This window comes from Arthrobacter flavus, from assembly GCF_039526005.1.
In the GTDB taxonomy this organism is placed as follows: Bacteria; Actinomycetota; Actinomycetes; order Actinomycetales; family Micrococcaceae; genus Arthrobacter_D; species Arthrobacter_D flavus.
Genome location: NZ_BAAAIJ010000002.1, coordinates 51,651 through 64,525, shown reverse-complemented (window position 1 = coordinate 64,525; position 12,875 = coordinate 51,651). Strand labels below are relative to the sequence as shown.

Sequence of the window (12,875 nt, the reverse complement as noted above, 5' to 3'; positions counted from 1 at the left end):
GTTGGTACCCTTGATGGCAGAGTCTTTTATCCATCGAAGAAAGCAGTTCACGGCACGTGTTCAATTCACTCTCTGACCGGTTGACAGAAACTTTCAAGAACCTCCGCGGGAAGGGCCGGCTCTCCGAAGCCGACGTCGACGCCACGGTGCGCGAGATTCGTCGCGCCCTCCTCGATGCTGACGTCGCGGTCAGTGTGGTCCGCGAGTTCACCGCCAAGGTGAAGGAACGTGCGCTGGGCCTTGAAGTGTCCCAGGCGCTGAATCCGGGCCAGCAGGTCGTCAAGATCGTCAATGAGGAACTCGTGGGAATCCTGGGCGGGGAAACACGCCGGATCCGTCTCGCCAAGAACCCGCCGACCGTCATCATGCTCGCAGGCCTGCAGGGTGCGGGTAAGACCACCCTCGCCGGCAAGCTGTCCAAGTGGTTGAAGGGCCAGGGTCACAGCCCCCTGCTGGTCGCGTGTGACCTCCAGCGCCCCAATGCCGTCAAGCAGCTGCAGGTCAACGGTGAACGCGCCGGCGTGCCGGTGTTCGCACCGCACCCAGGTGTCAGTTCCGAGTTTGAAACCGCCACCGGGGACCCGGTCGCCGTCGCCCGCGCCGGCGTCGCCGAGGCACGCACCAAGCTGTACGACGTCGTCATCGTTGATACGGCTGGTCGCCTCGGTATCGACGCCGAGCTGATGCAGCAGGCCTCCGACATCCGCGACGCCGTCAACCCCGACGAAGTGCTGTTCGTCATCGACGCGATGATCGGCCAGGACGCCGTCAACACGGCGCAGGCGTTCAACGAGGGCGTGAACTTCACCGGCGTCGTCCTGACCAAGCTTGACGGCGACGCGCGCGGTGGCGCGGCGCTATCAGTGGCGTCGGTCACCGGGAAGCCCGTCATGTTCGCCTCGACCGGTGAGGGCTTGAACGACTTCGAGCTGTTCCACCCCGACCGGATGGCGTCACGCATCCTCGACATGGGCGACATCTTGACCCTGATCGAGCAGGCCGAGAAATCCTGGGACAAGGACGAAGCTGCGCGGATGGCGCAGAAGTTCTCCGACCAGGAAGACTTCACCCTTGACGACTTCCTGGCGCAGATGCAGCAGATCCGCAACATGGGCTCCATGAAAAAGATGCTCATGATGATGCCCGGCGCCGCCGGGATGCGGGAACAACTGGAGAATTTCGACGAACGCGAGATTGACCGGGTCGAGGCGATCGTGCGGTCCATGACCAAGCACGAACGCGTCGCACCGAAGATCATCAACGGTTCACGCCGTGCACGGATCGCCCGTGGCTCGGGCGTCCACGTCTCCGAGGTCAACGGCCTGCTGGAGCGGTTCGGCCAGGCGCAGAAGATGATGAAGAAGATGGCGTCCGGCGGTGGGATCCCGGGAATGCCAGGCATGGCCGGACCCGGCGGCTTCAACGGCGGCGCACGCAAGGGCAAAGCCGTGGCGAAGGGTAAGAAGAAAGCCAAGTCGGGTAACCCGGCGAAGGCAGCCCAGGAGCGGGCCGACGCCGAAGCCCGCCGCAACCGCCCATCGGTTCCGTCGGGAGCAGCCTTCGGCGCCCAGAATGACTTCGACCCGTCGTCCCTGAACCTGCCGAAGGGCTTCGACAAGTTCCTCGGCAAGTAGGCCCGCCTCCCGGCGCGACCCGCCACACCCCTCGGGTTGAGTCACCACAACCCCTGGATCGAGTCACCACCCATGACCATTTTTCGTGATGAAACCCGTTATGTGTGGTGACTCAATCCATCCCCGGAAGCTGAGAGCGACGCAATGACCCAGGAACGGCTCGTCTTCGTCCACGGCAGCGGCAGCTTCGGCACCGCCGCGTGGCCCACCCAGCACGCCCTCGCGAGCAGCTACGACTGCCTGTACCTTCGTCGCCACGGTTTCGAAGCAGGAGCCGACCCGTTGCCCACCGATTTCGCGGCGGATCAGCACATCGTGGTCGACGCACTGGGGGAGGGTGGCCACGTGGTGGCCCATTCGCAGGGGGCGATCTCCGCGATGATGGCGGCCGTTGAGCGGCCGGAGCTGGTCCGCTCCCTGATCCTGATCGAGCCCGCATGTTTGTCCCTGACGGCCGATCTGCCCGCGACCGCCGCCCATCGTGCACTGGTAGGGCCGCTCTACGATCGCCGCGACTCGCTGTCGGATGAGGCGTTCCTCCAGGAATTTGTTCGACTCGTCTTCTCCACCGAGGCCCGGCACCCCGCGACGTCGGAGGCCCGCCGTGCAGCCCACCGGCTCAGGCTGCAGTCCCCGCCATGGGAAGCGCCACTGGGCATTGTTCCTGGCGTTCCAACACTGATCATTACCGGTGGCTGGGAACCCCTCTACGAAGAAATTGCCGACTATCTGGCGGTCACCGGCGCCCGGCACGTCGTCGCCCCGGGCGCCCACCGGCCGCAAGACACTCCCGACGGCGACGCCCTGATCCGCGAGTTCATCGCCGAGCATGCAGGTCCCGGCGCCTAGTAGCAGTCCAATGACGGGCCTGTGTTGGTGAGCAATCTGGACACAGGGGGTCGACCTGGGGATCGGTGAGGGAAATCTCCGCCACCAATGTCCGGATTGCCCACCGAACCGGACGCTGGGGCCGCGTCGGCGAGGCTTGCCCACGGAACCGGATGTGCGACGCTGGGGCAGCCCTACACTTGAGCGCATGATCAGCATCCGCGAGGCCGGGAGGCTGGATATCATTTTCCTGCCCGCTATCGAGGCGGCAGCCGATTCCTTGGTGACCGTAATCAACGGGAAGCCCCTGCCGCTGTCCCTGCCCGCGGGGGCATCGCGAGCAGAACTCGAGGCTTCGCTGAAGCTATTGGTCGCCGGACGGCCATGCGTGGGGTTCTCGCGGCTGGTAGAGATCGACGGCGCCGCCCACCTCGAACAGCTGGCGGTCCTTCCGCGCTACTCGGGTCGCGGGATAGGCCGGGCGCTGGTCGAAGCGTCAAAAGCCTGGGCCAGCGACCACGGTTACACCTCGCTTACCCTCAGCACCTTCGCGGACGTGCCCTTCAACGCCCCGTTTTACGCAACCTGCGGATTCGAGCCGATACGGCAGCTCTCTCCGGCACTGCTCCAGCTGAGACGACACGAAACGGAAGCGGGTCTTGACCGGATCGGCCGTAGGGTGGTCATGCGCGCCGCTCTATAGGCAATCCGCAGGTGCTCAATCGGGCAGGTTTCCCCACCTTCCATGACAAAACGCGGCCCGACGGCGGCGAGCCCGGTCGCAACACGCCAAGGGGCTGCTACGACCTGGGGAATCTTGCCCGGCAGCCAGCGGGACCAGACCAGGACCACGGGGTACCCCGGGAATAACTTGAAGCTTCAAGTAGTTGACTCTGATACAGCAGCATGTTGAGGAGAACACCATGACCAACACCCAGGATCTACTGCCCGACGACCTATCGATGGGCGCAGTGCTACTCAAGGTCGGCGATCTGCCCAGAATGTCCGACTACTACCAGCGGGCCCTCGGACTCGAAGTCCTCGAGGAAACCCTCGACGGCGTGCACCTCGGTCGCGGAAACACGCCGCTGATTCACCTCGCACCGGCGCAAGGACTCCAACTCCCCGCTCGGGGTGAGGCAGGGCTGTTCCACACCGCGCTGCTCTTCGATGACCGGTCGGCCCTCGCCGCAACTGTCGCCGCGACCGCCCAGTACGACGCCGGCCTGTACGTTGGCAGCGCCGATCATCTGGTCAGTGAGGCGTTCTACTTCACCGACCCCGAGGGCAACGGGATTGAGCTCTACTTCGACAAGCCCCGCGACACCTGGCAGTGGACCACCGACGTCACCGGGCAGGCCACGGGAAGGAGGCCAGGGAAATCAGTCGTGATGGACAGCCTCCGGCTCCCGGCGGACACCTATCTGCAGGACCACCTGACCCAGGATGCGGTGACGGGCCAGGCCAAGGCGGCGGCCGTCGTCGGGCACGTCCATCTGCAGGTCGGCGACGTCGAAACCGCTGAGAGGTTCTACGTTGATACGCTCGGATTCGAGCGGACCGCCGGCTGGCACGGCCAGGCGCTGTTTGTCTCGGCCGGGGGATACCACCACCACATGGCCATGAACGTGTGGAACAGCCGCGGCGCCGGACCACGCAAAGACACGCTGGGACTCGGCGAGGTGCTCATCCGGGTTCCGGGCGGGGACCACGTGGGAGCTCTGGCCGAAAGGCTGAAAGCTGCCGGCATCGACAACCACCACACGGGCAGCGAACTCCGCTTCAACGACCCGTGGGACAACAAAATCCGGGTGGCAGTGAGCTAGCGTGGCGTGATTCGTGCTGGAGTCTGCGATCTGGCACAATAGACCTGTACTCGATCCGGGCAGCCCCTCTCTCTGCGCGCGCATCTTGTCCTTTTGAACCCTCAGAGGTGGCCCGCCCCACGGGAGCACTGAGTAGGGTTCACCCCTTTAGATCATCAAGGAGTGACCACAACAGTGGCCGTAAAGATTCGCCTGAAGCGCATGGGTAAAATCCGCGCACCTTTCTACCGTGTCGTCGTCATGGATGCACGCGCCAAGCGTGATGGCCGTGCCCTCGAGGAAATCGGTAAGTACAACCCCACCGAGGAGCCCTCGTTCATCGAGATCAACTCCGAGCGTGCACAGTACTGGCTCGGCGTTGGCGCACAGCCAACCGAGCAGGTTGCAGTACTGCTCAAGATCACCGGTGACTGGCAGAAGTTCAAGGGACTCGAAGGCCAGGAGGGAACCTTGAAGACCAAGGCTCCCAAGGAAACCTTCGTCGCTCCTGAAAAGGGTTCGGTCATCGTTCCTGAAGCGATCACCCCCAAGGCCAAGAAGTCCGACGCCGAGGCGCCAGCCGAAGCCGAGACTGAAACCGCCGAGGCCAACTAAATTGCTGGCCGAAGCGCTGGAACACCTCGTCCGGGGAATCGTTGACAGTCCCGATGATGTCAAGGTTTCCCTGAAGAACAACCGCCGTGGGGAAACCCTCGAGGTGCGGGTTCATCAGGACGATCTGGGCCGGGTCATTGGCCGCCAGGGCCGCACAGCCCGTGCCTTGCGCACCGTTGTGTCAGCCCTCGCCGACGGCGAACCGGTACGCGTGGACGTCGTCGATACGGACCGCCGCCGGGGCTAACAGCGCTTCAGCACAGTAGTTGAATAAAGCACAGTAGTTGAATAAGCAGCACAGTAGTTCATTGAGTTTGGCCCCGCACCGGATAATGGTGACGGGGCCAAATTTTTGCCCACCTACCCCAGCAGCACCAGGAGTGTCAGATGGAAGTTCAGGTTGCCAGGATCGGCAAGCCCCACGGTATTCGCGGCGAAGTGACAGTACAGCTGTTCACTGATGCGCCGGAGGACCGGTTCGAGGCCGGAGCCATCTTCCGCGCCGAGCCGGCAGCGCTCGGTCCGCTGACGGTCAGCGGTGCCCGCTGGAACAAAGACATCCTGATCCTCGGGTTCGACGGGTTCTCTGACCGCAACGCAGCAGAGACCCTGCGCGGCGCCAAACTGTTCATCGATACCGACGAGGCAGCAGATGACGACGACGACGCCTGGTACGAACACGAACTGGTGGGTCTTGAAGCACGAGTCGGGAACGACGTCGTGGGTAAAGTCAGCGGACTCCGCACCCTCGAGGTGCAGGACCTGTTGATGGTCGAAACCTCTGCAGGCCACGAGACGCTGGTCCCGTTTGTCGCCGAAATCGTTCCCGAGGTCAACGTCGCGGCCGGTTATGTGTTGCTGACCCCGCCCGCCGGGTTGTTTGAACTCAATCTGCCCGGATCGAACCAGGCCGGCCCTGACGACGGCGAAGTGACCGACGTCGACGACGACGGCCCCACTGACACTAATTCCGACACTGAGTCTGCCCCCGACACTGACTCTGCCCCCGACACTGAGTCTGCCCCCGACACTGAGGGCAGCGGTCGCTAGGTGCGCATCGACGTCGTCAGCATCTTCCCGGAGTATCTGGCTGCCCTCGATCTGTCGTTGATTGGGAAGGCGAGACAGGACGGGTTGCTGGATCTTCGGGTCCATGACCTGCGCAGCTACACCACCGACCGGCACCGCACCGTCGACGACACGCCCTACGGCGGCGGCGCCGGAATGGTGATGAAGCCCGAACCCTGGGCCTTGGCGCTGCAGTCAGTAAGTGACGCGTCGCCGGCTGATGGTCGCCCGGTGCTGATCGTGCCATCGCCAGCGGGGGCGGTTTTCACCCAGCAGATGGCGCATGAGCTGGCTGAGGAATCACACCTTGCGTTCGCCTGCGGCAGGTATGAGGGGATCGACGAACGGGTGCTCGAGTGGGCTGATGAGCTGTTCGACGTTCGGCCGGTCAGCCTCGGTGATTACGTCCTGAACGGGGGAGAGGTGGCTGTGCTGGCGATGGTGGAGGCCGTCGGAAGGTTACTGCCGGGAGTGGTGGGCAATCCCGCGTCACTGGTTGAAGAGTCCCACTCCGATGGACTGTTGGAGTACCCGGTGTACACCAAGCCGTCCGACTGGCGCGGCCGCGGTATTCCCGAAGTGTTGCTCAGCGGAAATCATGCGCGGATCGCCCAGTTCAGGCGGGACGAACAGTTCCGCCGCACGGCACAGCGTCGCCCGGACCTGCTGGAGGGGCTGCCCGCAGGGACCCTGAGCAAGGCGGACCTGGCCGCATTGGCGCAGCTGGGGTACGTCGTCGTCGACGGCGTTCTGACCCGGCAACCGGAGAAATAGGAAATCTCTCAAATAGGACTGAGGTTCGACTTACAATTTGCCTTAATGTGCCGATAGTCAATTATACGGCGCTGGTTCAGCCCGGATAAGTCTCAAGCATGTCTCCGAAAGGTAATCCTTTATGTCCAACCTCTCTTTCGCGCCGGGCGAAACAAATGTTCATTCGGAGAAGTTCAGCCCCTCCGTCATCATGTTTTGGCTCAAGACTGAAATAGCCTCAACAAACATGCGTATCGTATCTAAGTCGCCGAACACTCTTCTAGGGTTGATTCCGCTTGGCTACCGAGACGCAGCCTTCCCCCTCTCAAATGTTTCGTCCGTCGGGGTTGAAGTTAAGTTCTCGATGAAGCGTGCTATTTTCGGGTTGATCCTCCTCTTCATCAGCTTTGCACTTCTGGATAACTTCTTCGGTTGGGTGCTGCTACTTATCAGCGTTTCGATGCTTCTCAACTCGATCAGTGCCTCTCTCAAAATTCAGAACAATGGAGGAGCAGTGACGGAGCTGCGTGTTTCAATTTTGGAGAAATCCAAACTCGAGCAGCTTCGGGATGACATCAACTCACGGCTTTTCGCAGACCACGCAGGAATTCGCCATCAGGAGACAATGGACGTAGGCCGGGCAAGTCTCCTCAACCAGCAGGCACAAATCGACCTGCAGCAGCGCAATGGTGGCTCGTCGCAGGGTAACTATCCTACTCAGCCACCACAGGCACCGACCAGGTAGTCGGGATCTAGCGCTAGGGTCGGATTGGCCGACAGCCGGTCCGACCCAGCCAAAGCGTTGACTGACCACCCCGGTCCATATGGCATAATTGAGCTTTGTGTCTACTGGGTTGTTCCCTGCCACAGGGGGAGAACTACCAACAGGCTGACACGCCGGCAGCCAACTCATGGTTTGCCGGTCCACTTAATTTTCCGGCGGACATTGCCTAGGCCTTGACCGCTGTGACAAACGTGAATGACCTGTGGCGTTCACCAGGAGCAATAACCATGCATATTCTTGACGCCGTCGACGCAGCATCACTGCGCACCGACATTCCTGCATTCCGCGCCGGTGACAACCTCAAGGTGCACGTCAACATCATTGAAGGCAAGAACACCCGTGTTCAGATATTCCAGGGCTTCGTTGTCGGCCGCCAGGGCGATGGCCTCCGCGAAACCTTCACCGTCCGCAAGGTGAGCTTTGGTGTTGGTGTGGAGCGTACCTTCCCGGTTCACTCCCCAGTCCTCGACAAGATTGAGGTTGTCTCACGCGGCGACGTTCGCCGCGCGAAGCTGTACTACATGCGCGATCTTCGCGGCAAGGCTGCCAAGATCAAGGAAAAGCGCGAACCCAAGACTGCCAAGTAACACCAGTTCTTGAACCGCACCATGCCGGGATCAGATCGTCCCCGGCATGGCGCGGGAGCACGACCAGAACGCCGGCCCTTCCGGGGCTGGCGTTTTGTGCTGTCAGCACTTCTTATCGCAGTGGTGCTCGCCTCGGTCCTCAGGGCGACCGTGGTGGACATCTACTTCATTCCCTCGGCATCGATGCAGCCGCTCCTCGAAGAAGGAGACCGGGTGCTGGTTTCCCGGCTCGACGGCGAACCAGAGCGTGGCGACGTCGTCGTCTTCGACGGTCGGGGCTCGTTCGACCCCATCAGCGGGGGTGGCCCGGGGGAGCTCCTCGGGACGGTAGGCCACTGGCTGGGGGTCTCCGGCAGCGACACCGTCTATGTGAAGCGGATCCTGGGCGTCGGCGGTGACACGGTGGCGTGCTGCAGTCCGGACGGACAGCTGGAAGTGAACGGGAACCCACTCGACGAGCCCTACGTTTTCCCTTCGGACGCACCCAGTGACCAACAGTTCGAGGTTGAGGTTCCACAGGGTAAATTGTGGGTAATGGGTGATCACCGCTCCGATTCATTTGATTCACGGTCGTTGCTGGGGGCACCCGGAGGGGGGCTGGTCTCGACGGACCGGGTACTTGGCCGGGCAGTGCAGATTGTCTGGCCACCTTCGCGTTCCGGCCCCATTGAACGTTTCACCGACCACCGACCTTAGGTAGATGACCAGCAGATGGCAACAAGCGTCCCCGGCAAGTCCAACGACGACGCTGATGCCCCCAACCCGGAGATGAGCCGTTCGGCGCACCGTGACCGGAGCGGGAAGAAACAGGCGAACGACGACGGCGCCCGTAGCCTCGGTGGCTGGCTCAAGGAAATCCTGATCATCGTCGGCATCGCCATCCTGCTCTCCTTCCTGATCAAGACCTTCCTGTTCAGGGCCTTTTTCATCCCTTCCGGGTCGATGGAAAACACCCTCGAGATCGATGACCGGATCTTCGTTAACCAGTTGGTTCCCGCGCCCTTTGAACTGCAGCGTGGCGACGTCGTCGTGTTCCAGGACACCGAGGGCTGGCTCCCCGCACCGCCGCCCGGCACCGGTCCGGGCGCCAACTGGGTCAAGGATGGCCTGATCTTCGTCGGGCTGCTCCCCGATGACACCCAGCAGCACCTGGTGAAACGCGTCATCGGTATGGCCGGCGACCGGGTGGTGTGCTGCGACGACGACGGCCGGATCACCGTCAACGGCGAGCCTCTGGAGGAGCCGTACCTCTATCCGGGCGCCAGCCCCTCGGATACTGAATTCGATGTGACAGTCCCCGAAGGAAAAATCTGGGTGATGGGCGATCATCGCAACGCCTCGGCCGACTCGCGTGCCAACACCGACAAACCCAACTCCGGTTTCATTGGCGTCGAGGACATCGAGGGTAGAGCGGCAGTGATTGCCTGGCCCCTGAACCGGATGGGATTCCTCGGGAATTACCCGGAGGTCTTCGACTCAGTTCCCGGGCCCGAAGCTGCCACAGCACCCTAACCGCGATGAAATCTGCTGCCCCCACCCTCCGCTTTGAACGGTCCTTCCTCGACTCGGGTCACCGCTTCCTGGCCGGATGCGATGAGGTGGGCCGGGGTGCTCTCGCGGGTCCGGTCTCGGTGGGGCTCGTCATGATCGACCTGTCGGCGGTCACGGGGCTGAGAGGTGTCCGGGACAGCAAGCTGCTGTCGCCTGCGGATCGGATCAAACTGGTGCCCAGGATCCAGAAATGGGCGTTGGCCTACGGTGTTGGGCATGCCACAGCGGCCGAGATTGACGACGTCGGGCTGATGCGTGCGCTTCAGCTGGCGGGAAACCGCGCCTGGGAACAGGTGGTGGTTACGGCTCGGCCCGACGCTGTGATCCTGGACGGCAACCACGATTGGCTGTCGCCGCGTGAGCAGGCCACCCTGTTCGACGCCGACAACCTGAAGACCGGGGCGCTGGACGGTGTTGCGTTGGATGCTGACGCGTTGGACGCCGAGATCTTCACCGGATGCGATGTCCCAGTTCACACCCGTATCAAGGCTGACCTGCAATGCCTCAGCGTCGCGGCGGCCAGTGTCCTGGCCAAGGTGGAACGCGACGCCATGATGGTCGCCTATGCCGCTGACCATCCCCAGTATGGCTGGGAGATAAACAAGGGATATGCGACGGCGGGCCACCGCGCCGCGATTGACGGGCTGGGTGCCACCGCTTTGCATCGCACCACCTGGCGATTGGGGACCGGCGACAGGATCACCATGCCCCGAGTGGAAATTGGGGGATGATGGGGTCATGAGCGCTGAGGATCTTGAAAACTACGAAACCGACATGGAGCTGCAGCTCTACCGTGAGTACCGTGACGTCGTCGGGCTGTTCAGCTACGTGGTGGAAACCGAACGCCGGTTCTACCTGGCCAACCACGTTGACCTGCAGGCGCGCTCGGCCGACGGCGAGATCTACTTCGACCTCACGCTTCAGGACGCGTGGGTGTGGGATGTCTACCGCACAGCACGGTTCGTCAAGAACGTCAGGGTCATCACCTTCAAGGACGTCAACGTCGAGGAACTGACCAAGTCGGACGACATCGCCCTGCCGAAGGACGGTCCGCTCGGGAACTGAGTGTTTCCTTGTCTCTCGCGGTAGATCCAGCCTGACCGTTTCATGTCCTCTTGACGGGGAATGCCGTCTTCGCTAACGTACAACCGTATGGTTGTAGATGAGCTAAGTGACGCCGAGGTGGACCGTCTGTTCCAGGCGTTCGCCGATGCGACCCGACGGGATATCCTCGCCAAGGCCCTGGTCAGTGACTACTCAGTGTCCGGGTTGGCTGCCCACTATGCCATGAGTTTCGCCGCGGTGCAGAAGCACGTGGCAGTCCTGGAACGTGCCTCGTTGGTTACCAAGGAGAAGCGCGGAAGGGAGCAGATTGTGCGGGTTCATCTCGATGGGTTGAGAAGGGCGCGGCGCCTGCTTGATGAGTACGAGGTCATCTGGCGGCAACGAGTCGACCGGATCTCCGACATCCTGGCTGAGGAAGAAGGGAAATCACCATCATGACAGTTATCAGTTCACACAAGGACACCGAGGCGCTAACCCTCACGATCGTTGCCGAGTTCAGCGCCACCGTTGAGCGGCTCTGGCAGGTCTGGGAGGATCCACGCCAACTCGAACGCTGGTGGGGTCCACCGACCTATCCAGCGACGTTCGACAGTCATGATTTCGTACCGGGCGGCAAGGCCGCCTACTACATGACCGGCCCGGACGGCAGCACCAGCCGCGGGTGGTGGAAGTTCACCGCCATCAATCCGCCGACCCACCTCGAGTTCGACGACGGCTTCGCTGATGCGAACGGTGACCCCGTGGATGAAATGGGGATCACCCACGGCGTCGTGACGCTTGAGGCAGTGGACGGCCGCACCCGGATGACCACCGTGTCCAGCTTCGAGAGCCTGGACCAGCTGGAGAAGATGGTTGCCATGGGGATGGAAGAAGGGATCAAGGAGGCAATGGGACAAATCGACGCGGTTCTTGAACGAACCTCGGTCTAGCTCGGGCTGTCTCTCAGCTGCTGACCACGCCGACGGCTTAGCGGGCGGACCTGCTACCTCGGTCCGCGACACGGGCGGGCTCAGAAAGGAGGCGGGCGTCCTCGTCGGTGCTAACGACTTTCCCTTTCTCCTGGCGCTTGTTCAGCCTGCGCATCCTGCCCGTCTCGAGCGCCCAAAAGGTGGCAAACAGTCCGATTTCCCACCACTCAAGGAGGATGACCTCACGGCCCGGAGCGAAGCGCTGAGCCACAAGCACTGGAATAAAGGCACCAAAAGTCATGAGGACGGCGATGACCAGGTACCCCTGTCGCGCCGACTCACGAAGGGCACTGAACTTGTAGAAGGGCCAAGTATTGGTAAGAACTGCAATAAATAGCGAAGTGATCAAGAATATGGCCGCAAGATCGTGAATTGTGAGGGGGATGCCCCATGGGGTGAGTCCATCCATGGTGACGTCGCCTACAGGGAAGTACAGCTGTTGGCTTGCCAAAGCCAGGAACCCAATAAGGACCGCCATGGTTGCAACAAGAAAGACGCGGGTGAGCTTATGCAGCCAGTCGTGGGCAACGTCAGCTCGAAAGAGCCTCTGGATATTCCCCGCTCGCACCTCAAGCAGGAATACCACCAAGACGAGGAACAAGACACAGGCAAGTGTGACACGGAGGAAAAAGATGTACTCAGCTGCCGACGGAGCCAAACCGTCCGAAGTCTCTGATGCCTTCAATTTCTCCATGAGCACTGGAAAACCAGCCGGAACCAGAGCCACATAGACTGCATAAAAACCGGCGCCGTTGAGTGCATAGTCCTCGATCAGCCCCACCCCCTGATAAGCGACCAGGCAAACCGCTATCGCAATCAGCGTTCCCACGAAAACATCCCGTACCCAGCCCCCGTAGTAGGCACTGATCGACGTCTCCAAATGTCCCTGCTCAACTGCGGTGGAGACAGTAACAACGAAGAGGACCACTGGCAGCAGAATAAGAAGCCAACGAAGGTAGCTATACGTGATGAGGTGGATGTCTCTCGGTGTTTCGATCTGAAGGTCAGGAGGACCTGGTCCGTCTACGACCGGCGAGACCACATCGTGTTGGCCGCCGTCTTCCACTGATTCGTTAGTCACGACAGGCCCCTTTCCCGCATTCGCTTGGAAGAGCGTCCCGCTCCCAGCCTGATCTGTCAACCAGATCGCGGTGGGGACTGCCCGCGGTCTGGTGACTCGCGGGTTGAGCCGACCGCTGGTCCTCGTCAACTCCGCA

Annotated in this window: 17 protein-coding genes; 16 read left to right on the top strand and 1 reads right to left on the bottom strand. The window is 61.9% G+C overall.

Annotated elements, in window-relative coordinates; translation table 11 throughout:
• The first annotated feature begins 56 nt into the window (after positions 1 to 56).
• The 16 genes from ffh (at position 57) to ABD059_RS00665 (ending at position 11,619) form a co-directional block, all read left to right on the top strand.
• A complete protein-coding gene (gene ffh, locus ABD059_RS00740) occupies positions 57 to 1,634 on the top strand; it encodes a signal recognition particle protein (protein ID WP_343877121.1) in 1,578 nt (525 codons plus the stop codon).
• Between the two features lie 144 nt (positions 1,635 to 1,778).
• Positions 1,779 to 2,483 carry an alpha/beta fold hydrolase gene (locus ABD059_RS00735; protein ID WP_343877119.1) on the top strand — a complete coding sequence of 235 codons (705 nt, stop codon included), beginning with the start codon at positions 1,779 to 1,781 and terminating at the stop codon, positions 2,481 to 2,483.
• 187 nt (positions 2,484 to 2,670) lie between these two features.
• Positions 2,671 to 3,165, top strand: a complete 495-nt coding sequence (locus ABD059_RS00730; RefSeq protein WP_343877117.1) for a GNAT family N-acetyltransferase — start codon at positions 2,671 to 2,673, stop codon at positions 3,163 to 3,165.
• A 220-nt stretch (positions 3,166 to 3,385) separates the two neighbouring features.
• On the top strand, positions 3,386 to 4,288 hold the full coding sequence (locus tag ABD059_RS00725) for a VOC family protein (RefSeq protein ID WP_343877115.1): 903 nt from the start codon (positions 3,386 to 3,388) through the stop codon (positions 4,286 to 4,288).
• Positions 4,289 to 4,462: 174 nt separating this feature from the next.
• On the top strand, positions 4,463 to 4,882 hold the full coding sequence (gene rpsP, locus ABD059_RS00720; RefSeq protein WP_019482921.1) for a 30S ribosomal protein S16: 420 nt from the start codon (positions 4,463 to 4,465) through the stop codon (positions 4,880 to 4,882).
• Between the two features lies 1 nt (position 4,883).
• Entirely contained in the window at positions 4,884 to 5,129 is a 246-nt protein-coding gene (locus ABD059_RS00715; RefSeq protein WP_019482920.1) for an RNA-binding protein, read from the top strand.
• Positions 5,130 to 5,269: 140 nt separating this feature from the next.
• On the top strand, positions 5,270 to 5,932 hold the full coding sequence (rimM, locus tag ABD059_RS00710; RefSeq protein ID WP_343877113.1) for a ribosome maturation factor RimM: 663 nt from the start codon (positions 5,270 to 5,272) through the stop codon (positions 5,930 to 5,932).
• Entirely contained in the window at positions 5,933 to 6,724 is a 792-nt protein-coding gene (trmD, locus tag ABD059_RS00705; RefSeq protein ID WP_343877111.1) for a tRNA (guanosine(37)-N1)-methyltransferase TrmD, read from the top strand.
• A 121-nt stretch (positions 6,725 to 6,845) separates the two neighbouring features.
• Positions 6,846 to 7,448 (top strand): hypothetical protein, encoded by a 603-nt coding sequence (locus ABD059_RS00700; RefSeq protein ID WP_343877110.1) that lies wholly within the window; start codon positions 6,846 to 6,848, stop codon positions 7,446 to 7,448.
• 266 nt (positions 7,449 to 7,714) lie between these two features.
• On the top strand, positions 7,715 to 8,074 hold the full coding sequence (gene rplS / locus ABD059_RS00695) for a 50S ribosomal protein L19 (protein WP_019482917.1): 360 nt from the start codon (positions 7,715 to 7,717) through the stop codon (positions 8,072 to 8,074).
• A 21-nt stretch (positions 8,075 to 8,095) separates the two neighbouring features.
• Positions 8,096 to 8,770 carry a signal peptidase I gene (lepB, locus tag ABD059_RS00690; RefSeq protein WP_343877177.1) on the top strand — a complete coding sequence of 225 codons (675 nt, stop codon included), beginning with the start codon at positions 8,096 to 8,098 and terminating at the stop codon, positions 8,768 to 8,770.
• A 15-nt stretch (positions 8,771 to 8,785) separates the two neighbouring features.
• Positions 8,786 to 9,586 carry a signal peptidase I gene (gene lepB / locus ABD059_RS00685; protein ID WP_343877109.1) on the top strand — a complete coding sequence of 267 codons (801 nt, stop codon included), beginning with the start codon at positions 8,786 to 8,788 and terminating at the stop codon, positions 9,584 to 9,586.
• Positions 9,587 to 9,591: 5 nt separating this feature from the next.
• Complete coding sequence (locus tag ABD059_RS00680) at positions 9,592 to 10,356, top strand: ribonuclease HII (protein WP_343877108.1); 765 nt, start codon at positions 9,592 to 9,594, stop codon at positions 10,354 to 10,356.
• A gap of 7 nt (positions 10,357 to 10,363) precedes the next feature.
• Positions 10,364 to 10,690, top strand: a complete 327-nt coding sequence (locus ABD059_RS00675) for a DUF2469 domain-containing protein (protein ID WP_019482913.1) — start codon at positions 10,364 to 10,366, stop codon at positions 10,688 to 10,690.
• A gap of 87 nt (positions 10,691 to 10,777) precedes the next feature.
• Positions 10,778 to 11,128, top strand: coding sequence for an ArsR/SmtB family transcription factor (locus ABD059_RS00670; RefSeq protein WP_343877107.1), 351 nt, complete (start codon positions 10,778 to 10,780; stop codon positions 11,126 to 11,128).
• Positions 11,125 to 11,619 (top strand): SRPBCC family protein, encoded by a 495-nt coding sequence (locus tag ABD059_RS00665; RefSeq protein WP_343877105.1) that lies wholly within the window; start codon positions 11,125 to 11,127, stop codon positions 11,617 to 11,619. Before ABD059_RS00670 ends, ABD059_RS00665 begins: the two co-directional genes overlap by 4 nt.
• Positions 11,620 to 11,656: 37 nt before the next feature.
• Here ABD059_RS00665 and ABD059_RS00660 read toward each other — a convergent pair whose 3' ends face one another.
• Positions 11,657 to 12,739 carry a hypothetical protein gene (locus ABD059_RS00660; protein ID WP_343877103.1) on the bottom strand — a complete coding sequence of 361 codons (1,083 nt, stop codon included), beginning with the start codon at positions 12,737 to 12,739 and terminating at the stop codon, positions 11,657 to 11,659.
• Between the last annotated feature and the right edge of the window lie 136 nt (positions 12,740 to 12,875).